The 21531-nt window shown below is 62.4% G+C and carries 16 protein-coding genes; 13 read left to right on the forward strand and 3 right to left on the reverse strand.

Annotated elements, in window-relative coordinates:
- The first annotated feature begins 112 nt into the window (after positions 1-112).
- From KI610_RS02275 to KI610_RS02295, 5 genes are all read left to right on the forward strand, one after another.
- Complete coding sequence (locus tag KI610_RS02275) at positions 113-2371, forward strand: PAS domain-containing hybrid sensor histidine kinase/response regulator (RefSeq protein WP_264179172.1); 2259 nt, start codon at positions 113-115, stop codon at positions 2369-2371.
- Between the two features lie 127 nt (positions 2372-2498).
- On the forward strand, positions 2499-5879 hold the full coding sequence (locus KI610_RS02280) for a UvrD-helicase domain-containing protein (protein ID WP_226497077.1): 3381 nt from the start codon (positions 2499-2501) through the stop codon (positions 5877-5879).
- Positions 5880-5963: 84 nt separating this feature from the next.
- Positions 5964-6713: an ABC transporter substrate-binding protein gene (locus KI610_RS02285; protein WP_226497078.1), complete on the forward strand. Its 750-nt coding sequence runs from the start codon at positions 5964-5966 to the stop codon at positions 6711-6713.
- Positions 6714-6771: 58 nt separating this feature from the next.
- Complete coding sequence (locus KI610_RS02290; protein ID WP_226498499.1) at positions 6772-8082, forward strand: GGDEF domain-containing protein; 1311 nt, start codon at positions 6772-6774, stop codon at positions 8080-8082.
- Positions 8083-8084: 2 nt separating this feature from the next.
- Entirely contained in the window at positions 8085-8672 is a 588-nt protein-coding gene (locus KI610_RS02295) for an SRPBCC family protein (protein WP_226497079.1), read from the forward strand.
- Between the two features lies 1 nt (position 8673).
- On the opposite strand, the gene KI610_RS02300 is transcribed toward KI610_RS02295, so the two are convergent.
- On the reverse strand, positions 8674-9048 hold the full coding sequence (locus tag KI610_RS02300; protein WP_226497080.1) for a diacylglycerol kinase: 375 nt from the start codon (positions 9046-9048) through the stop codon (positions 8674-8676).
- A 65-nt stretch (positions 9049-9113) separates the two neighbouring features.
- Complete coding sequence (uvrA, locus tag KI610_RS02305) at positions 9114-11936, reverse strand: excinuclease ABC subunit UvrA (RefSeq protein ID WP_226497081.1); 2823 nt, start codon at positions 11934-11936, stop codon at positions 9114-9116.
- A gap of 232 nt (positions 11937-12168) precedes the next feature.
- On the opposite strand from uvrA, the gene KI610_RS02310 reads away from it, so the two are divergent.
- The 5 genes from KI610_RS02310 to KI610_RS02330 all read left to right on the forward strand — a co-directional run bounded on the left by KI610_RS02310 (position 12169) and on the right by KI610_RS02330 (position 17674).
- Positions 12169-12984 (forward strand): restriction endonuclease, encoded by an 816-nt coding sequence (locus KI610_RS02310; protein ID WP_226497082.1) that lies wholly within the window; start codon positions 12169-12171, stop codon positions 12982-12984.
- Between the two features lie 152 nt (positions 12985-13136).
- Complete coding sequence (locus tag KI610_RS02315; RefSeq protein WP_226497083.1) at positions 13137-14345, forward strand: MFS transporter; 1209 nt, start codon at positions 13137-13139, stop codon at positions 14343-14345.
- 10 nt (positions 14346-14355) lie between these two features.
- On the forward strand, positions 14356-14817 hold the full coding sequence (gene ssb, locus KI610_RS02320; protein ID WP_226403635.1) for a single-stranded DNA-binding protein: 462 nt from the start codon (positions 14356-14358) through the stop codon (positions 14815-14817).
- Positions 14818-14881: 64 nt separating this feature from the next.
- A complete protein-coding gene (locus KI610_RS02325) occupies positions 14882-15727 on the forward strand; it encodes an HDOD domain-containing protein (RefSeq protein ID WP_226497084.1) in 846 nt (281 codons plus the stop codon).
- 60 nt (positions 15728-15787) lie between these two features.
- A complete protein-coding gene (locus KI610_RS02330; RefSeq protein ID WP_226497085.1) occupies positions 15788-17674 on the forward strand; it encodes a potassium transporter Kup in 1887 nt (628 codons plus the stop codon).
- A 572-nt stretch (positions 17675-18246) separates the two neighbouring features.
- Here KI610_RS02330 and KI610_RS02335 read toward each other — a convergent pair.
- Complete coding sequence (locus KI610_RS02335; protein ID WP_226497086.1) at positions 18247-19626, reverse strand: ribulose-bisphosphate carboxylase; 1380 nt, start codon at positions 19624-19626, stop codon at positions 18247-18249.
- A gap of 263 nt (positions 19627-19889) precedes the next feature.
- Between KI610_RS02335 and KI610_RS02340 the strand changes: the two genes are divergently transcribed.
- Genes KI610_RS02340 through KI610_RS02350 form a run of 3 tightly spaced genes read left to right on the forward strand, consistent with a single transcriptional unit; the run spans position 19890 to position 21521 of the window.
- Positions 19890-20168, forward strand: coding sequence for a DnaJ domain-containing protein (locus tag KI610_RS02340; RefSeq protein ID WP_226497087.1), 279 nt, complete (start codon positions 19890-19892; stop codon positions 20166-20168).
- Positions 20165-20719: a hypothetical protein gene (locus KI610_RS02345; protein ID WP_226497088.1), complete on the forward strand. Its 555-nt coding sequence runs from the start codon at positions 20165-20167 to the stop codon at positions 20717-20719. Before KI610_RS02340 ends, KI610_RS02345 begins: the two co-directional genes overlap by 4 nt.
- A gap of 40 nt (positions 20720-20759) precedes the next feature.
- A complete protein-coding gene (locus tag KI610_RS02350; RefSeq protein ID WP_226497089.1) occupies positions 20760-21521 on the forward strand; it encodes a hypothetical protein in 762 nt (253 codons plus the stop codon).
- Positions 21522-21531: the final 10 nt, after the last annotated feature.

Genomic DNA, 21531 nt, shown 5'->3' on the forward strand with positions numbered 1-21531 from the left:
CCGGGGTTCAATCTAATACGTTTGTTATAGATCAAGCCATCCGTGTCGGGATAGGCGAAAAATAAATCAAAGGGTTTTGCTTTGCTTCCCTTTTGTCTGGAGATTCCTGGACGTGTCATCTGATTTCATCCGCCTGTTGCAACGCCTGAAAGGGTGGCGACTATTCGCTGTGGCGACCGTTGCTGTCGTCGTGGTGGTGGAGTTGATCGTCTCGGCGATGGGGCTTCTGCTCAAGGGCGCGGTACCTTGGGATTACCTGCTGACGGGGTTTGTGGCGGCGGTCCTGGTGGCGCCGCCGGCGCTGGCCGTGGTCGGCTATCTGCTGGGCAAACTGGCCGAACAGCAGCGGGTTTCGCTGGCGCGAGATATGTCCAGCCTGGAAGGCCGTTTGATGACGGCGCTGCAGGCGGCCCGGATGGGCAGTTGGGAGCTGGATTTTGTCGATGGTTCCCTGCATTACGACCCGAGCTTGCTGACGATTCTCGGCATTCCGCGCGAGCCGCCGCCGACGACCTTGCAGAGCTGGCTGGCAACGGTTCACCCGGACGACCGGGCGGGGTTCGTGGCGGCTTATGAGGAAACGGCCAGGGTCGGCGGGGCGCCATTTTCGGTCGAGTACCGCGTTGCTCTCGAGGCTGGCGGTTGGGGCTGGATTCATTCCCGGGGAATGGTTGTCGAGCGCGACGCTGATGGGCGTCCGCTGCGTGGTGGTGGCATTTCAGTCAATATCAGCGAGCGCAAGCGGACAGAAGCCGAGCTCGATCAATATCGGCATCAGCTCGAAGATCTGGTGCAAAAACGGACGGCTGACCTGCGCGAAGTACACCGCAAATTGCTCGATACCCAGTTTGCCATGAACAGCGTCGGCATCGGCATCCGCTGGAGCGATCTCGAGACCAAGCGCCTGATCGACGTCAATAGTTTCGCTGCCGAGATGCTCGGCTACTCGGTCGAGGAAATGCTCCAACTGCGGGTTGAGGATATTTATCCACAACAGGCCATGGACGAGGCCGAACAGGCGGTATTGGCGATCCGGAAGAAAGGATGGTTCAAGATCGAGACGCAGAACCGGGCGAAGAGCGGTGCGCTGATTCCGGTCGAGGTAACCCTGCATTACATCCCGGCCGACGATGGCCTGCCGCCCCGGCTTATCGCTTTCGTGCGCGATATCAGCGAGCGCAAGAAGGTCGAGGCGGCACTGATTTCAGCCAAGGAAGCGGCCGAGGCAGCCAATGTGGCGAAGAGCGCCTTCCTCGCCAACATGTCGCATGAAATCCGTACGCCGCTCGCCGCCATCACCGGCATGGCCCACCTCATCCGGCGCGCCGGGTTGCCGCCGGAGCAACTGGCCCGGCTGGAAAGAATCGACGCTGCCGGGCATCACCTGCTGCAAATCATCAATGCGGTGCTCGAACTGTCGAAGATCGAAGCCGGCAAGTTCGCCATGGTGGAAAGCCCGGTCAGCCCCGCCGGGATCGCCCGCAATGTCGTTTCGATGCAGCAGGCGCAAGCGATGGCGAAGAATCTGCGACTGTTCGCCGAGGTCCAGGAACTGCCGTTTCCATTGCTCGGTGACGCCACCCGGCTGCAACAGGCGCTGCTCAATTACGTGGCCAATGCCGTCAAATTCACCGACCGGGGCGAGGTCATCGTGCGTGTCCTGACCGACGAAGAAACGGATGATGATGCCGTCGTCCGTTTCGAGGTCGAGGATACCGGCATCGGCGTCGATCCCGACGCGGCTGGTCGCCTGTTTACCGCCTTCGAGCAGGCGGACAACTCGATGACCCGCAAGTATGGCGGTACCGGCCTCGGCCTGGCCATTACCCGCAAGCTGGCCGAGTTGATGGGCGGGACGGCCGGCATGAGTAGTTCGCCGGGCATGGGCAGCATCTTCTGGTTTACCGTGCGCCTCAAAAAGGGCGGGCCGGGCGTCGTCGAGTCGCTGGCTAGTCCGGTGGAATCCGCCGAGACGGTTCTCAACCGGGCGTTCCACGGCCGACGCATCCTGCTGGTTGAGGACGAACCGGTCAACCGCGAGGTGGCGACGGCATTGCTCGAAAGTGTCGGGCTGGCCGTCGATACCGCCGTCGATGGCCGGGAGGCCGTGCAAAAAGTCGCGCCGGGGATTTACGACCTGATCCTCATGGATATCCAGATGCCGGGCATGGATGGCCTCGAGGCAACGCGGCAGATACGCGCCATGCCCGGCCTTGGCGACCTGCCGATCGTGGCGGTGACGGCCAACATCTTTGCCGAGGACAAGGCCAATTGCCTGGCCGCCGGGATGAACGATTTTCTCGCCAAGCCCAGCCCGCCCGGCCTGCTCTTCGCAACCGTCCTCAAGGCGCTGCAGCGGCGAAAAGCGTGATTTCCCGCGGGTGGCGGGGCCGTAAAAGCCACCGATCGCTTGAGGCAAAGCGCTGCCCGGCGTAGGATTTGCCGCCGCCGGGCAACATTCGTTTGCCGCGACACCCTCCTCGGAAAGCTCCCTGCCTGTGACTGCTGCGGTCGACCGCCTCGAAGAAGACAAAACTGCCCGGCTGCGCGCCCTCGACGTCGCCTCGTTCATCGTCGAAGCCCCGGCCGGGGCCGGCAAGACGGAGTTGCTGACCCAGCGCTACCTGCGCCTGCTGGCTGTTGTCGAACATCCCGAAGAAGTGCTGGCGCTGACCTTCACCAACAAGGCGGCGACCGAAATGCGCGACCGCATTTTGGGCAGCCTGGAGCGGGCAGCGAGCGGTGAAATGCCGGCCGAGCCGCACAAGCAACTGACCTTCGGCCTGGCGCAGAAGGTGCTCACCCACGACGCGGCGCAAGGCTGGCACCTGCTCGGCCACCCCGGTCGGCTGCGCATCACGACGCTCGACGCGCTATGCGCCAGCCTGGCGCGGCAGATGCCCTACCTGAGCCGCTTCGGCGCCCAGCCCGGCGTCGCCGAGGATGCCGAGGCCCACTACGCGACGGCGGCGCGGCGGACGCTGGAAATGGTCGAAGCCGGCGGCGCCGATGCCGACATCGTGGCCGAGGCGCTGGCTTTCATGGACAACAACGCCGGGCGTCTGGAAAAGCTCTTGGTTTCGATGCTCGGTCGGCGCGACCAGTGGCTGCAGCACGCCTCGCGCATCGAAAGCGGGGCGATGAAGGCCGAGGTCGAGGCCGGCTTTGCGGCACTCATCGAGCGCGATCTGGCGGTCGTCGGCGAACTGCTCGACGGCCGGCTGCAAAGCCTGCTCATGCCGCTGGCCCGCTTCGCTGCGGCCAATGTGCCGGGCGTTCTCGATTTCATTTTTGACTGGAATTTCCGGTTGACCGTGGGAATCGCCGATTTGCCGCGCTGGCAGGCGGTGGCGGCCCTGCTCATGACCGGCACCGGGACAATTCGCAAGACGGTCGATAAACGCATCGGTTTCCCGGCCGACAAGGAATTCGCCGACCAGAAAAAAGCCATGCTCGAACTGCTCGCCGAGCTGCGCGGCGTTGCCGGGCTTGAAGAAGCGCTGGCCATGCTCGTCAAGCTGCCGCGGCCGGAACTGAGCGACGGCGAATGGGCGACCGTCGAGTGTTTTTCACGTTTGCTCCGGCTGGCGGCCGGGCAGTTGTGGCTGGCTTTTCAGGAAGCCGGCGAGGTCGATTTCATCGAAATCGCTGCCCGCGCCGGGATGGCGCTCGGCGACGACGAGGCGCCGACCGATCTGGCTCAGGCGCTCGATTACCGCATCCGCCACCTGCTGGTCGACGAGTTTCAGGACACCAGCCCGACCCAGGTCGAACTCATCGAAAAGCTGACGCGCGGCTGGATGCCCGATGACTGCCGGACGCTGTTCGTTGTCGGCGACCCGATGCAGTCGATCTACCGCTTCCGCAAGGCCGACGTTGGCCTGTTTCTGCGCGTCCGCGAGCGAGGCATCGGCGACATCAAGCTCGGCCACCTGCGCCTGTTCCGCAACAACCGTTCGTATCCGGGCATCGTCGATTGGGTGAACACGGCCTTCCCGAGCATCTTCCCGGCGGATGACAGCCCCGAAGCCGGCGCCGTGCGCTACGCCGAATCGGCGGCGACCCGGCCGGCGCGTGCCGACAGCGGGGTCGAGGTGCATCCCGTCATCGAACGCGACGGCTCCGATGCCCTTGGCGAAGAAGCCTGCCACGTTCTCGCCATCATCCAGCAGGCCCGCCGCGAGGCGCCGGACGAGCGCATCGCCGTCCTCGTTCGCGCCCGCAGCCACCTCGACGCGCTTGTCGCTGAAATTCGTCGCAGTGCACCGGAGTTACGTTTTCAAGCCGTCGACATCGAAGGGCTGGACGGCCGCCAGCATGTGCAGGATCTGCTCACGCTGTTTTGCGCCCTGCATCATCGGGCCGACCGCGTCCATTGGCTGGCCCTGCTGCGCGCCCCGTGGTGCGGCCTCAAGCTGGCCGACCTCCATGCGCTGGCCGCCGACGACCGGAAGTCGACGATCTGGCAGCTCATGCAGGACGACGCCCGTCTCGCCCGCCTGTCCGAAGACGGCCGGCAACGCCTGTTGCACGTCCGGGAAGTCCTGCAACTGGCCTTCGCCGGCCGCGCCCGTCAGCATCCGCGGCGCTGGCTCGAAGGCGTCTGGCTCATGCTTGGCGGGCCGCGCTGCCTCGAAGCACCCGAGGCGCTCAACGATGTCGACGCCTTCTTCAAGCTCGTCGACAAGCTCGTGGCCAGCCGCAACCTGAGCGCCGAAACGCTGGCCGCCCACGCCGCCGAACTCTACGCCCCCTCCGACCCGCTCGGCGACGCCGTGCAGATGATGACCGTGCATAAATCGAAAGGCCTCGAATTCGACACCGTGATCCTGCCCGGCCTCGACCGTGGCACTGGCGGCAACGACAGCAGCCTGCTGCTCTGGGATGAAGTGGCCGGGGCCGATGGCGACGAACATCTGCTCGTCGCGCCGATGAAGCAGAAGGGCGCCGGCAATGGCGAGCCGACCGCCTACGACTACCTCAAGAAGCTCGAAGCCGAACGCGCCGCGCACGAGGACGAACGCCTGCTCTACGTCGCCGCCACGCGGGCCATTCGCAAGCTGCATCTGCTCGGTGTGGTCGTGGCTGATGAAAAGAAGGACGACGGCCTCAAGGCGCCAGCCGCCGGCACGTTGCTCAATCTGCTCTGGCCGGGTGTCGCGCAGAAAGTCTTTGCCGAAGCGCTCGGTGCTGGCGAAACCGTCCCGCCGGCTAGCCTTGGCATCGATCCGGCCACCTTCATCCCCCCGCTCGTTCGCCTACGTAAAGCCGTCCTGCCGGCCAGCCTCGGCGCCTTGCCCGAAGGCCTGCGCCCGGCCGATAACCCGCTCGAACTCGACGAAACCGAAAGCGGCCTGTCACTGGAAGCTTCGGTCGGCACGCTGGTTCACCGCTACCTCGAACTGATGGCGAAAAACGGGCTGGAAAACTGGTCGACCGCAAGAGTCGCCACGCTCCAGCCAGCCTGCCAGCGCTGGCTGCGCAACCTGGGCCATGGCGAGAGCGAAGCCGACAGCGGCGCCGCCGAGGTGGTGGCGGCGCTGGCTGCCACGCTGGCTTCCGACGCCGGTCGCTGGGTGCTCGCCGAGCATCCCGAGGCAGCCGCCGAGCAGGCGTGGAGCAGCGCGGATGGCGAGCTCACGGTCAACCACGTGATCGACCGCATTTTCGTCGCCGACGGCTGTCGCTGGATCATTGACTACAAGACCGTGCGCCTGCCCGAGGCCGAATTGCCACAACGTGCCGAAAGCTATCGGCCGCAACTCGAGCGCTATGCCAGCCTGTTCGCCAACGCCGGGCTGCCGCTCAGGCTGGCCATTTTCTTCCCGATGCAGGGACGGCTGGTCGAACTCGCTACGGGCCGGTCCGCTCCCCCATGAATCATGCCGCTGGGGTAATGACGAGGCCCTGTCGCATATTCATTTCGACTATAATCGCCCTCCGCCCGAAATTATGCGATAACAATGTCTCGCGCTGCGCTTGCCTTCCTGTTGTGTTGCGCGCTACCGGTTGCTCCAGGAAGCGGCGCGCTGGCGGCTGACGAACCGGCGCTACGTGTGCTGGTTCTCGAAAATGCCCCGCCGATGTCCTTTCGCGATGAGTTTGGTCATTTGACCGGATTCAGCGTCGAGATCGCCCGGGCGGTGTGCAGCGAAATGCGCGTCAATTGCGCTTTCGATGTCGTCACGCAAAGCGCTTTGCTCCCCGCCATGAGTCAGGGCAAGGCCGACATCGCCGCCGTCGGCCTCATCGAAACAGCGGAGCGGCGCGCCAGGATGTTGTTTGCCAAGCCCTATTACCGCTCGATGTCGCTGTGGCTGGCCCTCCCTGGGGTCACCCCCGGGCAGGCCGGGGTCAAAGTGGCCGTCGTCGGCGGTTCGGCCCAGGATGCCTATGGCCGCAAGCAGGGCTGGGACATGCATGCGGTCACTACCCATGGCGAACTCGGCGAGCCGCTGCTTTCCGGCAAGGCTCAGGCCGTACTCGTGCCGATGATCACGGCCATCAACCTGCAGAAAACCGAGGCATTCAGAAAACTGGGGCTGACGACGACGGTGATTCAGGCGCCAGAACTGAGCGGCGACGCGTCATTTGGCATTTCTCCCTTCCGCCCGGAGTTGCTGAAAGAAATTAATGCCGCGCTTGACCGCATCAAGCGCAATGGGACGTATGATCGGATCAATTCCCGGTTTCTGCCCTTTCGGGTGAGTTGATGCCAGCTAGTTCCCCGCTTCCGATTTGCCATCAGGCTGCACGAGGCTTGCCTTGATCGTGGCGTTCAAGTCGATCCAGGCCGGTCGTGCCTTCGCCCTGCTGGCGGCACTTTTTCTTGTCGCCTTCGGGATCGCTGTCGTCCAGCTGTCGCTCGATCAGCAACGCGTCATCGACGCTACCAGCCGTCTGCAGGATCAAACGGTGCCGGAAATCATCCGTTTCCAGCGCCTGGCCCGCAATCTCGAGCAACTCCGCCAGGAGGGCGAGCGCATCTTTGCCGTCAGTTCGCATACCTCGCGCCAGCAATCGATGTTCGTCGTGACGCTGATCGCCAGTCATCCGAGCATTCTCGAACATCCCGGTGCCGCCCTGCTGGCGCGGGAAACCGAACAGTTTCTCGGCGACGTCGTGCGGCAGGCGGCGAGCGACGACCACCGAACGGCTACCCGCTACGACGAGTGGCAACGCCTTGCCGCGCGCCTCGGCATGCAGGTCGACGATGTCTCGGTCCAGGGCATCAATCTCGCCAACAACGACCTTCAGGTCGCGACGGGCGCGATGAAGCTGGCGCGCTACAAACTGATGATTGCCTTGCTTCTGGTCGGCGTCTTCCTGCTCGTCTTCATGGTTCTTGTCCGTCGCCACCTGATTTACCCCTTGCAGCGCATTAACCACGCGCTATCGACGCTCAGTGCCGATCGCCCGGCGCCCGAGTTCAAACAGTCGACCATGCTCGAAATTCAGGCCGTCGAGGAATCCATCAGCGAACACCATGCCCTGCTCATCCAGAATGAAGAAACCCGGCTGGCGCTGGAGAAACTGGCCAACAAGGACGGCCTGACCGGGCTGACCAACCGCCGCCATTTCATGCAGTCGGCCGAAGTCGAATTGCAGCGTGCCCAGCGTTATCGCCGGCCGGTGACAGTGGCCATGGCCGACCTCGACTTCTTCAAGAAACTCAACGACACCTACGGTCACGCTGCCGGCGATGCCATGCTGCGCGCCTTTGCCGATCTGGTTCAGGACACTCTGCGCCAGTCCGATCTGGTTTGTCGCTATGGTGGCGAGGAATTTGCCTTCCTTTTCCCGGAAATCGGGCCGGCCGAAACGGAAAAGCTGGCCGAACGTCTGCGCACGCGTTGTGATGCCATGGAAGTGCCGCTGCCCGATGGCCGTTCGGTCAAGGCCACAGTCAGCATCGGGCTGGCCGATGCCAGCGAATGTCCCATCGAAATTGCCCTCAAGCGTGCCGACGAGGCGCTCTACGAAGCCAAGCGCCTCGGCCGCAACCGGGTCGTGTTGTCCGGCCCTTTGCCGGAACCGGCAGTCGACAGTGAACCGGATACGCGTACGGCCAGCCTGTTTTGAGCATGTCTGTCGTCGCCAGAACTTGTCGCGCTCTCGTTTTCCTGTTTGTCATCGTCGGCCTGCCGGCGTTCTCGCTTGAGCCGCCGACTGGCGGGCTGGAAGACGACGACGTCGAGGTCGACTATCGCGACGGTACTTATTTCGCCAGCCTGGCCTTCCAGGTTGCCGCCTCGCCGGCCGTTGTCATCGATGTGCTGACCGATTTCGACCACATGGTCGGCATCGTCCCCAATCTGGAAAGCAGCCAGATCGTCTCGCGCCAGGGCAAGGTTTTCGTCATCAAGCAGCGCGGCAAAGCGAATTTTGGCCCGTTTTCCTTCCCCTTCGAGTCACTGCGCCAGATCGAGCTGCTTCCTGACGGGCGAATACTCGGCCGGGCAATAGGCGGTTCGACCAAACACATGCGTAGCGAACTCCGGGTGCAGGCGCAGGGGCGTGGGGCGCGTGTCGACTACCAGATCGAGGTCGTGCCGGATCGCTGGCTGCCGTCCAGCCTTGGCGTACCGTTCATGCGCCATGAAATGGCCGAGCAGTTCACGGCCCTGATCCACGAAATGGAGCGCCGTCAGGCTCTCGTCAAAGGCCGCTGATTCAGCCCCAGAGCAGGCAGGCCCAGATGGCAGCGGCGTTGATCAGGCTGAGCAGCACGGCAGCGCTGCCCATGTCCTTGGCCCGTTTGGCCAGTTCGCTCTTCTCGGGTGATGCCTTGTCGACGACCGCTTCGACCGCCGAATTGAGGATTTCGACGATCAGGATGAGGATGACGCTGCCGATCATCAAGGCCCGTTCGACGCCGGTTTTGCCGAGGTAAAAGGCCAGTGGAAGGGCGATGGCGGTGAGCAGGATTTCCTGGCGAAAGGCGGCTTCATTGCGCCATGCAGCAGCGATGCCATCGCGCGAATAGCCGAGGGCGTTGATGAGCCGCCGCAGGCCTTTCTTGCCCTTGAGCTCGGCGGCGTCACTCATCGTTGAGCTCCGGCATTTCGATTTTGGCCGTTTTTTCCGGTTGACCGTGGAATCATCGTTTCAGGCTATTTCTTGTCGAGCAGCGGCTTGAGGAAGCGCCCGGTGTGGCTGGCCTTGCACTTGGCGACCTGTTCCGGCGTGCCGGAAACGAGGATGCGGCCGCCGCCGTCGCCGCCTTCCGGGCCGAGATCGACGATCCAGTCAGCAGTCTTTATGACGTCGAGGTTGTGCTCGATGACGACGATGGTGTTGCCGTTGGCGGCCAGCCGTTGCAGGACGCTGAGCAGCATTTCGATGTCCTGGAAATGCAGGCCAGTGGTCGGTTCGTCGAGGATGTAGAGGGTGCGGCCGGTGTCGCGTTTGGACAGTTCGAGCGCCAGTTTGACGCGCTGGGCTTCGCCGCCGGACAGCGTGGTGGCGCTCTGGCCAAGTGTGATGTAACTGAGGCCGACGTCGACGAGCGTTTGCAGCTTGCGGGCGATATTGGGCACCGGGTCGAAGAACTCGCGCGCCTGCTCGACGGTCATGCCGAGGATGTCGTAAATGTTCTTGCCCTTGTACTGGACTTCCAGCGTTTCGCGGTTGTAGCGCTTGCCGTGGCAGACGTCGCAAGGGACGTAGATGTCGGGCAGGAAGTGCATTTCGACCTTGATCATGCCGTCGCCCTGGCAGGCTTCGCAGCGGCCGCCCTTGACGTTGAAGCTGAAGCGGCCGGGGCCGTAGCCGCGGACGCGGGATTCGGGCACCTGGGCGAACAGCTCGCGGATCGGCGTCAGCAGGCCGGTATAGGTCGCCGGGTTGGAGCGCGGCGTGCGGCCGATGGGGGCCTGGTCGACGTTGATGACCTTGTCGAACAGCTCAAGGCCGATGATTTCCTTGTACGGCGCCGGTTCGGTCGTCGAGCCGTAGAGGTGGCGGGCGGCAGCGGCGTAGAGCGTGTCGTTGATGAGCGTCGATTTGCCCGAGCCGGAAACGCCGGTGATGCAGGTGAGCAGGCCACCGGGGATTTCGAGCGTGACGTCTTTCAGATTGTTGCCATAGGCGCCGACGACTTTGAGCTGCTTGTTCGGGTCCTGCGGTCGACGCGATTTTGGCGCCGAAATCGATTTGCGGCCGGACAGGTAGTCGCCGGTCATCGACAGCGGATTGGCCTGAACTTCGGCCGGTGTTCCCTGGGCGACGACGGCGCCGCCATGGACGCCGGCGCCGGGGCCGATATCGACAACGTAATCGGCGCTACGGATGGCGTCTTCGTCATGTTCGACAACCAAAACCGAGTTGCCCATGTCGCGCAGGTTCTTGAGCGTTTGCAGCAGGCGGTCGTTGTCGCGCTGGTGCAGGCCAATGGAGGGTTCGTCGAGGACGTACATGACGCCGGTCAGCCCGGAGCCGATCTGCGAGGCCAGCCGGATGCGCTGCGCCTCGCCGCCGGACAGCGTTTCGGCCGAGCGTTCGAGACACAGGTAATCGAGGCCGACGTTGATCAGGAAGGAAATCCGCGAGGTGATCTCTTTGAGAATCTTGTCGGCGACCTGCGCCTTGTTGCCGGCCAGGGTCAGGCAGTTGAAATAGTTGCGCGCCTCACCGAGTGGCAGGCGGCTGATTTCGTGCAGGGTTTTTTCGCCGACCCGGACATGCCGGGCTTCGACGCGTAGCCGGGTGCCGGCACAACTCGGGCAGGCCGAACTGCTGACGTATTTCGACAATTCCTCGCGCACGGCATTCGATTCGCTGCCGCGGTAACGCCGCTCGAGGTTGGGGATGATGCCCTCGAAGCTGTGGCTGCGGTCGAAGCGCGTGCCCTTCTCGTTGAGGTAGCGGAAATTGATTTCCGTCTTGCCGGAACCGTAGAGGATGAGCTGGCGCTGCGCCTCGGTCAGTTGCTCGAAAGGCGTGTCGACCGAGAAACCGTAGTGGTCGGCGATGGACTCGATGATCTGGAAATAGAACTGGTTCTTCTTGTCCCAGCCGCGGATGGCGCCATTGGCCAGCGAGGCAGCCGGGTTGGTGACGACGCGCTTGGGGTCGAAGAACTGGATGACGCCCAGCCCGTCGCACTTCGGGCAGGCGCCCATCGGGTTATTGAAGGAAAAGAGACGCGGTTCGAGTTCCTGCAAGGCATACGAGCAGACCGGGCAGGCGAATTTGGCGGAGAACATGTGTTCCTTGCCGTCGTCCATTTCGAGCGCAATGGCCCGGCCCTCGGCGTGGCGTAGCGCCGTCTCGAACGATTCGGCCAGGCGCTGGCGCATGTCGTCGCGCACTTTCAGGCGGTCGACGACGACATCGACAGTGTGCTTGTGCGTCTTGGCCAGCTTCGGCACGTCGTCGATTTCATAGACCGTGCCGTCAACACGAACGCGGGCGAAGCCCTGGGCGCGCAGTTCGGCGAAGAGGTCGAGCTGCTCGCCCTTGCGATTTGCGACGACCGGGGCAAGGATCATCAGTTTGGTTTCGGCCGGCAGGGCGAGGACCGAATCGACCATCTGCGACACCGTCTGCGCTTCGAGCGGCAGGTTGTGGTCCGGGCAATACGGCGTGCCGGCGCGGGCGAAGAGCAGGCGCAGGTAATCGTGGATTTCGGTGACCGTGCCTACCGTCGACCGCGGGTTGTGCGAAGTCGCCTTCTGCTCGATGGAAATGGCGGGCGACAGGCCCTCGATCAGGTCGACATCGGGCTTTTCCATCAATTGCAAAAACTGCCGGGCGTAGGCCGAGAGCGATTCGACGTAGCGACGCTGCCCTTCTGCGTACAGCGTGTCGAAGGCCAGCGAGGACTTGCCCGAGCCGGACAGCCCGGTGATCACGATGAGCTGGTTGCGCGGCAGATCGAGGTTGATGTTCTTTAAATTATGGGTGCGCGCGCCGCGAATGCGGATGAATTCCATCGCTGTTTTTTTCACTATTGGGGAAGGGGAAACTATACGCAAAAAAGCCGGGTTCGCCCCGGCTTCGTTCGTCTTCAAATGAAAATCGGCATTCGCCGCCTGTGCCAATCACACGGTCAACCGGAAAAAACGACGAATTTTGAAATCCGGCTGACACCGCATGGCGCAACAAGGCTTGCCGCTTCGATGACTTGCCATCAGAATATGCGCTAAACATTTTTATGGATTGTTCATGGCACGAAAAGCGTGTCCTCCGCTAGCGGGCGCCCTCAATCTGGCAACGAGTCTTCCCTGGCAGATCGGCGGGGTGCTGGCGCTGCTGACGTACTGGATCTTGCACGACCTTTCGGCGTGGATGACGCTTGGCAAGGGCGCCGACATGCTTCTGGCCGGATTGCCCCTGTACCTCATTCCCGGCTTGCTGGTGATCGTCGCACTGATTTCCTTCGTTCGGGGGCGTCAGCGTAGCGAGCCGTCAATTGACGCAGCGAGCAGCCCGACCGCAGATGCGCTGGCCCGAATGAGCATTCATGATTTCGAGAAACTGGTGGCCGAAGGCTTCCGGCGCGAAGGCTTTCTCGTCGTCGAGCGCACCGGCACCCAGCATATGGGCTGCATCGATCTCGAGCTGTTCATGGGACGCGATCGCTATCTGGTGCAGTGTCGCGACTGGAAGGCAACGGCTGTCGATGCTCAGGCCGTGCGCGAGTTGTACGCAGCGATCGGCGCAGAACGCGCGGTGGGCGGGTTTATCGTGAGCTCGGGTAAATTCACCGACGAAGCAAGGAAAATCGCTATTGGCCGGGCGATTCGTGTCGTGCCGGCCGACTCCTTGCGGCGGCTGATCAAGAAAGTGACGGCGTCGAGCACCGGCGAAGTCACCATTTCACCGATGTTTTCGCGGCGTCGCCACGACCCGGCTCCGCCGGCCTGCCCGAAGTGCGGCAAAGTGATGATGGCGCGGACAAAAAAAGAGAACGGAACCGTCGTCCAGGTGGACTGGGGCTGCACCAGTTTCCCGGCCTGTCAGGGTAGCCGGGAACTCTGAAGTCGGCGCTACCGGGCCTTGTCCGGGCCGCGCAAGAGTTTCAATTTTGGCCGTTTTTTCCGGTTGACCGTGGGAACTCTCGAGTCGCCATGGCGCTTCGCCAAACCTGCTAATATTGTTGTCTCGCTGCAATGCAACAATTAAAAACGACAATGTCCCCCCCCAACGACCGCATGAGCCCCGAAGAACGCCGCGCCGGCGCCTCCCTGGCTTCCATCTTTGCCCTGCGCATGCTCGGGCTTTTCCTCATCCTGCCGGTGTTTTCGGTCTATGCGAAAACGCTGCCCGGCGGCGACAACCTGGCCCTGGTCGGTTTTGCGCTCGGCGCCTACGGCCTGACGCAGGCTTTTTTCCAGATTCCCTACGGCATCGCTTCCGATATCTTCGGACGCAAGGTGGTCATCGTCGTCGGTCTGCTTATCTTCGCGCTGGGCAGCTTCGTCGCCGCCTGGGCGCCGGACATGACGTGGATCATCGTCGGCCGCGTGCTGCAGGGCATGGGCGCCATCTCGGCCGCGGTGACGGCGCTGGCCGCCGACCTGACACGCGAGGAGCACCGGACCAAGGTGATGGCCATGATCGGCTCGTCGATCGGCCTCGTCTTCGCGCTGTCGCTGGTCGGTTCGCCGATTCTCTACGGCTGGATCGGCATGGCCGGCCTGTTCATCATGACCGGTGTGCTGGCGCTGGCCGCCATCGTGCTGCTCCTCAAGGCAGTGCCGCCGGCCCCGGCACCGCTCGGCCATGAAAAATTGCCGTTGCGCCGCGTGGTAATGGATCCCGACCTGATCCGCCTCAACGTCGGCATTTTCGTGTTGCACATGGTGCAGATGGCCATGTTCGTCGTCCTGCCGCACGCCCTGGTCAATCATGGCGGACTGGAAGCTGCAGCGCACTGGAAGGTTTACCTGCCCGCCGTGCTGCTCTCGTTCGCCATCATGGTCCCGGCCATCATCGCCGCCGAGCGCAAGGACAAGATGCGGCCGATTTTCCTCGCCGCCATCGCGCTGCTCGTCGTCGTCCAGTCCGGCCTGCTTCTTTACAGTGCCAGCCTGTGGGCGCTGGCCCTGTGGCTGGTGCTTTTCTTCGTTGCCTTCAACGTGCTCGAAGCAACCTTGCCTTCGCTGGTTTCGCGCACGGCGCCACCGTCCGCCAAGGGCGCGGCACTCGGGGTATACAACACGACGCAGGCGCTCGGGCTATTCGTCGGAGGTGCAGCCGGCGGCTATATCGCGCAGAATTTCGGCGATAATGCTGTTTTTGCTGCTTGCACCGGGCTGGTTCTGGTCTGGCTGGTGGTGGCAAACTCGATGAATTTTCCGCAACGGCGCGTCACTGCCGCTGCGACACAAACTGCTTAGGGGACATTTCATGGCATCGGTTAACAAGGCAATCATCGTCGGCAATCTGGGCAAGGACCCGGAAGTTCGTTACACGGCGAGCGGCGAGGCGATGTGCAACATCACGGTCGCGACCAGCGAAAACTGGAAGGACAAGGCAACCGGCGAGAAGAAGGAACTGACCGAATGGCACCGCATTTCCTTCTTCGGCAAGCTGGCCGAAATCTGCGGTCAGTATCTGAAAAAAGGCTCGCAGGTTTATGTCGAAGGCAGCATCCGCACCCGTAAATGGACCGACAAGGAAGGCCAGGAGCGCTACACGACGGAAATTCGCGGTGACGAAATGAAAATGCTCGGCTCGCGCCAGGGCATGGGCGCCCCGGCTGGCGGTGGCGGCGGTTACGACAGCGAGCCGACCGATTACGCCCCGGCCCCGGCCAAGAACAAGCCGAAGCCATCCTTCGACGATCTCGGCGACGACATCCCATTCTGAGATATTGCTTGCGTTGCATCCTGTGATGCGGCGCAATTCCCTTTTTGCCCAGAGGTAAATCAGCATGGCCAGCGCCGTCACTTTCAAGATTCTTGAGGACATTGCCCGGGATCTTTCCAGCAATGAAATCACTTTTCCGACCTTCCTCGACATCACCTTCCAGGTGCGTGCGGCGCTCAAGGATCCGAATCTGAACGTCGAACAACTGGCCAAGCTGGTCGGTGCCGAGCCGCTGATGAGCGCCAAGATCATCCGCATGGCCAATTCGGTGGCGATGAACCCGAGCGGTCGCGAAGTCGCCGACGTCAAGAGCGCCATTGTCCGGGTCGGCATGGAGGCCGTGCGCACCGTGTCGTTTGCCGTGGCCATGGAGCAGTTGCTCAAGTCGAAACAGATGCAGCCGTTCGAGGAGATTTCCCATCGGCTGTGGGAGCACACCTCGCACGTTGCGGCGTTGTGCCGCGTACTGGCTCGCAAGCGTCGCATCAATGGTGACGAGGCGATGTTTGCCGGCCTGGTGCACGATCTCGGGGTTTTCTATCTGATGTCGCGCGCCGCCAATTTTCCTGAGCTGGCCAACGACAAGGTCGAGCTGCACGCTTTGCTGGTCGGCTGGCACGACAATATCGGTCACGCCCTGCTGTCGGCGATGGGCTTGCCGGAATCGGTCCTCGAAGCGGTCCGGGATCACGAAACTGACCGCGAAATCACGGCCATCGACAATCTCTCCAATGTCCTGTTCATCGCCAACAAGATCGCCAACCGGACATCGAGCTGGCGCGACAAGGAGCTCGATGGCGAGATCGATACGACGATTCTTGACACGCTTTTCGACGCCGATGCCTTGGCCGAAATCGTCGAGGAGTCGGAAGAGGAAGTGCATTCGCTGAAGGCGGCGCTCGGGGGCTAAGCCCCGGGGCTTGGGGCCAGCTCGGTCAGTCGCGCGCCGAATCAGCGGGGAGCTGGATTGATGAGTCATCACGAGGTGGAGTCTTCCGGCAAGCGTTTCGCTGCCCTGGCCCTGGCCGCCCTCGGCGTCGTCTATGGCGACATCGGGACCAGCCCGCTCTATGCGGTGAAGGAAGTCTTCGCCGGCAACCACCCGATCCCGGTCACCGTCAGCAATATTTACGGCAGCCTGTCGCTCTTCTTCTGGGCGCTCATCGTCGTCGTCTCGATCAAGTATGTGAGCTTCATCATGCGTGCCGACAACCGCGGCGAAGGCGGCATCATGGCGCTCATCGCTCTGGCCCTGCACACGGCGCAGAACAAGCCGAAACAGACTCGGCTGATCATGATTTTCGGCGTCCTCGGGGCGGCGATGTTCTACGGCGACGGCATGGTGACGCCGGCCATTTCCGTGCTTTCCGCCGTCGAGGGGCTGGAGGTCATTACCCCGGCTTTCAAGTCTTTCGTCATCCCGATCACGATGATCGTTCTGTTCGTGTTGTTCTTCGTCCAGCGGAGCGGTACGGCCAAGGTCGGCGCTTTTTTCGGGCCGGTCATGATGCTGTGGTTCACCGTCCTGGCGCTGCTCGGGCTGCACAACATCGTCGCGCATCCGGGCATCCTGCTGGCGATCAACCCGGTCTATGGCATTGAATTCCTGCTCGAAAACAAGGCCATGTCGCTGATCGCCATGGGCAATGTCGTGCTTGCCGTGACCGGGGCCGAGGCGCTCTACGCCGACATGGGCCACTTCGGCCGCAAACCGATCTCCCGCGCCTGGTTCGCCTTCGTGCTGCCGGCGCTGGTCCTCAACTATTTTGGTCAGGGCGCCCTGATCCTGGCCGAGCCGGAAGCTGCCAAGAACCCGTTCTTCCTGTCGGCGCCGGAGTGGGCGCTGATTCCGCTCGTTGCACTGGCCACCATGGCGACGGTGATCGCCTCGCAGGCCGTCATTTCCGGTGCCTTTTCGGTGACGCGCCAGGCCATGCAGCTTGGCTTCGTGCCGCGTATGGAGGTGCAGCATACTTCGGACAAGGAGCAAGGCCAGATCTACCTGCCGGCGGTCAACTGGGGCCTGATGGTCGCCGTGATGATCCTTGTCCTCGGTTTCAAATCGTCGAACAACCTCGCCGCGGCCTACGGCATCGCCGTGACCGGCGACATGGTGATCACTTCCATCCTCGCCACCGTGGTCGTCGCCAAGGTCTGGAAATGGGGCTGGGTCAAGGCCGGCCTGCTCTTCGCCTGCTTCCTCGCCGTCGAGCTCGTTTTCCTGGCCGCCAACATCCTCAAGATTCCCGATGGCGGCTGGTTCCCGCTGCTCGCCGGGATGGCCATCTTTATCGTCATGATGACCTGGAAGCGCGGCCGTCAGTTGCTCTCCGCACGCCTGCAAGGCGAACGTCTGGAACTGTCGATGTTCCTCGATTCGCTGGCCTCCTCGATGCCGACCCGTGTTGCCGGCACGTCGGTCTTCCTCAACGCCGACCCCAAGGGCGTGCCGCACGCGCTGCTCCACAACCTGATGCACAACAAGGTGCTGCATGAACGCGTCGTGCTGCTCTCGGTCCAGTTCTTCGATGTCCCTTACGTGCCGGACATCGATCGCGTTGAAGTACACCAGCTCAAGGAAAATTTCTGGAGTGTGGTCATTCACTACGGTTTCATGGACGACCCCAATGTGCCCGGAGCACTCGATCGTTGCGCCGTCTTCGGCCTGGATTTCAGTCCGCTGGAGACGTCCTACTTCATCGGTCGCGAAACGCTGATACCGCGACTTGGCTCGGAAATGGCGTTCTGGCGGGAGAAGATTTTCGTCGCCATGTTCCGCAATGCGGGGTCGGCGACGGCCTTCTTCAAGATTCCGAGTAATCGGGTTGTTGAGCTTGGGACGCAGGTGGTTTTGTAGGCGTTTAACTGGCTTGGGGTTCCGTTCAATCGGCTTGGGTTTCCGCCTTGCTGGCGGGCATACTTTCTTCTTGCTTCGCCAAGAAGAAAGTAGCCAAAGAAGAAGGCGACCCTGGGTCGGTGCCGGCTGCGCCGGTTCCCTGCGCTACTCGGAAAGCCGGGCGGCTGCGGAACTCGGGGCTTCGCCCCTCAGACAGTCCTCGCCGACTGCCCCCGGCCTTCCTGCGTTGCTCGGCACCTCCCAAGGGGCCCGGTAAGGCGTCCACGCTCAAACTGTGGATTTTATTTTTGGGCATTTTTTCCGGTTGACCGTAGCAATGCCATTTCAGGCGAAACAGGTTGAGCCAGGACGTTTTCGGGTCCCCATGAGAGGCGCTGAGCAACGCAGGTGGGCCGGGGGCAGTCGGCTTGCGTTGTTTGAGCCGAAGGCGAGTTTAGCAAGCCGCCCGGCCTGCCGAGTAGCGGAAGGAACCCCGAAGGGGCGCCGACCCTGGGGTCGCCTTTTCTTTGGCTACTTTCTTTTGGCGAAGCAAAAGAAAGTACGCCCGCCAGCAAGGCGGAACCCCAAGCTTATTACGCTGCCGGCCGCAACTTGTGCCGCCACCCCGGGAACAACTGATCCGCATCCTGCGGAAACGATTCAAACGCCCGAGCAAACTCGTAATGATCCCGCGCCCATTCCACAGGATCCGCCCCGGCCTTCCAGCAATCGTAAGCCTGCCGCAACGAGCGCGCCCCAGCCGCCGGCGAGTCAATGTGCCCATAAGCACCACCACCAGCCGTGTTGATCACATTCCCGTGACCCAGATTCTCGAAGAAGCCGGGAAGACGCAGGGCGTTCATGCCGCCGGAGATGATCGGCGTCGTCGGCTTCATGCCGTACCACTCCTGGTGATAAACCGGCCCCTGATAGCTGTCGCGCTCGATGATGTAGGCGCAGGCGCGGTCGTCCTTGTCGCCTTCCATCTTGCCGTAGCCCATGGTCCCGACGTGGATGCCGGAAGCGCCTTGCAGACGGCTCATTTTGGCCAGAACGTAAGCCGTGTAGCCGCGCTTCGACGATGGCGAAGTGATGGCGCCGTGGCCGGCGCGGTGGTAGTGGAGGTACTGGTTCGGGTATTGCCGGCGGGCGGTGGTGATCATGCCCGGGCCGCCAACGTAGCCATCGACCAGGAAGGCCAGTTTGTCGGCATCCGGGCCGAAGGCTTCGAGGGCAAAGTCGGCGCGGGCACACATCTCGAAATGGTCGTCGGCGGTGATGTTCATTGAGAACAGCTTTGCTTCACCAGTTTCGTCCATGGCCCGCTTCATTGAATCATAGACCAGCGGGATGACTTTTTTTAGCGGCGCGAAGACCTGGTTGCCTTGTGGCTCGTCGTTCTTGATGAAATCACCGCCGAGCCAGAACTCGTAGGCGGCGCGGGCGAAGGGTTCCGGGCGCAGGCCGAGCTTGGGTTTGATGATGGTGCCGGCGATATAGCCGCCATCCTTGACCGGCCGGCCGAGCATGCGCCAGAGATCGGAAATGTCCTTGGCCGGGCCGTCGAACAGTTCGATGGCGCGCCGCGGCACGTAGAAATCGACCATCTTGGCGTGCTCGATGTCGCCCATGCCCTGGTTGTTGCCGATGGTCAGGGTCAGGAAGGAGGCCATCATCATCCGGCCGTCGGTCATGTTGCGGTCGAAGAGGTCGAGCGGGTAGGCGATGCGCGTGTCCTCGGTCGCCTCGTCGATGTAATAAACCAGCGCGTCGACGCCCTTGGTGAATTCGTCGGTGGTGCTGACTTCGACGTTGGTGCCGGTCGACGACTCGGCGGCGAAGTGGGCGGCGGCTTCGAGGTAGCCGTGGCCGGCCTTGGGCTTCATCTTGTAGGCGCAGAGGATGTGCTTGCCCCCGGCGATCAGTTCGGCTTCGGTCAGGCTGAGGTCGGCATAGCGTTTTGACTGGTCCATCGTCTTGTCTCCTGGGTTATTCGTCGGGGAAAAACTATGGATTGAATGCTAGGCGCGGCCATTGATAAATAATAGTCACGTGTTTTTATTGAACACATAAGCAATTGCTGAATCGTTGGCATGCGTCTGGAGATTCTGATTTTGGGCAAAAAACCCCGTTGACCGTGGCAGGTGCAAGGAAAGCGGGAGGACCTGCGGAGTGGCGTAAAATGGCGGGTTAGCCAAGGCACGAATGCGCCTGCCCGACCACTGACAAAGAGACTATGAAAGATTATTACGGATTGCTCGGCGTCTCGCCCGATGCGACCACCGAGCTGATCAAGACGGCCTACCGCAAGAAGGCGGCGCAGTTTCACCCTGACCGCAACCCGGCGCCCGATGCGGCGGCCAAGTTCCGGGAGGTGCAGGAGGCTTACGAAGTGCTGGCGGATGTCGATCGCCGCAAGGTTTATGACGAGACGCGACGCTCCAGCCTGATCGATGACCCCCTGGCCGTAGCGCGCGAAATCTGGTCCAGCCATTTAGGAAAAATGCAGCAGTGAAAAAATCTTATTACTTTGCCGAACTGTCATCGTCGTACGACGCCGAAATCCAGGATCTGCTCAACGATTCGGAAGGCAAGTCGGCGCTGAAACACCGGCTCAAGGAAAAGCGTCAGGAACTGGCGTCCATCCTGCCGATGATCGAATTCGCCCCGGAGATGGTCGTGCCGGTCTTCTACGACGCGTTTTCCTTCGCCAATCCGAAAGCGATGGCGGCGGTGGTCGACTGCGAGCCGGATGATGGCGATTTCCCTGGCTGGGATCATGTTTCCCCGCTCGTCACGGTGGCCGATTGGGCCGCCCCGTATCTCGCCGCCGTGCTGGCCGAGCGGGCTGGTGAGGAGTTCATGGTGACGGCTGCCAGCCTCGAATTCATCCGCAAATTCGACCACAGCGCACCACCAGCTGCGGCCGAAGATGACGACGAGGATGCAGACCGCGAGCGCAGCGACGACGATGACGGTCGCGGCGACGATGACGGCGAGCGCGACCTGGCCGAAGCCGGCGATGACTGGCTGGGCGAGCAGGGCTTCGACTCGATCAAGTCCTGATCAAGCCCGCAAAAAAACGATCTATCTGATAAGGCAAGACATGACGCATCCCGTTGTACTCAAGACATCCCAGCTCATTCTGGCCGGCGACCTCAAGGGCGCCGAAACGGCGCTGGCCAACATCGCCGACAGCGAGGGCGACGACGCCCTGGTCGAGGTCATGAACGATATCGCGCCGAAGGATTTGCTGGCCGTCATGCGCGGCTTCGACGGCTCCAAGCAGTCGGTCGTCAACATGCTCGTCACGCCCGAGCAGTTCGCCCGCGCCGTCATCCTTGAAACGCGCTACCGCGACCAGACGCACGCCGCCCTGCACGGCATGATGAACGCCGTGCTCTACCGCGACGAAGAGATGACTGCCGAGTACCTTGAGGCGATCGGCGAGATCGAGGGCGGTTACGAAGTGCTGGCCAATTATTTCGCCGAGCGCGACGACGAGTTCCTCGCCTTCGCCATCTCCGGCGTCTTCTCCGAGGACTTCGACGCCGAGCACGGTCATGAATCGAAGTCGATCTCGTGGCTCAACGAAAAGATCGAAGAGCTTGACGAAGCCCTGCACGAAGGCAACTCCATCGCCGGCTCGCGCCCCAAGGTGCCGCGTTCGCAAATCGCCGACCACGACTGGCAGGAAACCGCCTGGGTGCTGCGCTACGAGCTGTCGGACATTTTCGAGCAGATCGTCATCACCCTGCGCGACCGCCTGCAGCACCGCGTCGAAGCGCTTGAAGAAGGCGAAGCCGAAGACATCAAGCCGAAATCCGCCCCGGCCGCGGCAGTGGATGACGAGGAATCGGCGCTCTAAGGATGGCGGC

It is taken from the genome of Ferribacterium limneticum (assembly GCF_020510565.1).
Taxonomy (GTDB): Bacteria; Pseudomonadota; Gammaproteobacteria; order Burkholderiales; family Rhodocyclaceae; genus Azonexus; species Azonexus limneticus_B.

Excerpts from the sequence above, each read along its gene's own strand:
- KI610_RS02285 (WP_226497078.1), top strand. The coding sequence starts at position 5,964 with ATGTCTCGCGCTGCGCTTGCCTTCCTGTTGTGTTGCGCGCTACCGGTT.
- KI610_RS02295 (WP_226497079.1), top strand. The coding sequence starts at position 8,085 with ATGTCTGTCGTCGCCAGAACTTGTCGCGCTCTCGTTTTCCTGTTTGTC.
- KI610_RS02300 (WP_226497080.1), bottom strand. The coding sequence starts at position 9,048 with ATGAGTGACGCCGCCGAGCTCAAGGGCAAGAAAGGCCTGCGGCGGCTC.
- uvrA (WP_226497081.1), bottom strand. The coding sequence starts at position 11,936 with ATGGAATTCATCCGCATTCGCGGCGCGCGCACCCATAATTTAAAGAAC.
- KI610_RS02310 (WP_226497082.1), top strand. The coding sequence starts at position 12,169 with ATGGCACGAAAAGCGTGTCCTCCGCTAGCGGGCGCCCTCAATCTGGCA.
- KI610_RS02315 (WP_226497083.1), top strand. The coding sequence starts at position 13,137 with ATGTCCCCCCCCAACGACCGCATGAGCCCCGAAGAACGCCGCGCCGGC.
- ssb (WP_226403635.1), top strand. The coding sequence starts at position 14,356 with ATGGCATCGGTTAACAAGGCAATCATCGTCGGCAATCTGGGCAAGGAC.
- KI610_RS02325 (WP_226497084.1), top strand. The coding sequence starts at position 14,882 with ATGGCCAGCGCCGTCACTTTCAAGATTCTTGAGGACATTGCCCGGGAT.
- KI610_RS02330 (WP_226497085.1), top strand. The coding sequence starts at position 15,788 with ATGAGTCATCACGAGGTGGAGTCTTCCGGCAAGCGTTTCGCTGCCCTG.
- KI610_RS02335 (WP_226497086.1), bottom strand. The coding sequence starts at position 19,626 with ATGGACCAGTCAAAACGCTATGCCGACCTCAGCCTGACCGAAGCCGAA.
- KI610_RS02340 (WP_226497087.1), top strand. The coding sequence starts at position 19,890 with ATGAAAGATTATTACGGATTGCTCGGCGTCTCGCCCGATGCGACCACC.
- KI610_RS02350 (WP_226497089.1), top strand. The coding sequence starts at position 20,760 with ATGACGCATCCCGTTGTACTCAAGACATCCCAGCTCATTCTGGCCGGC.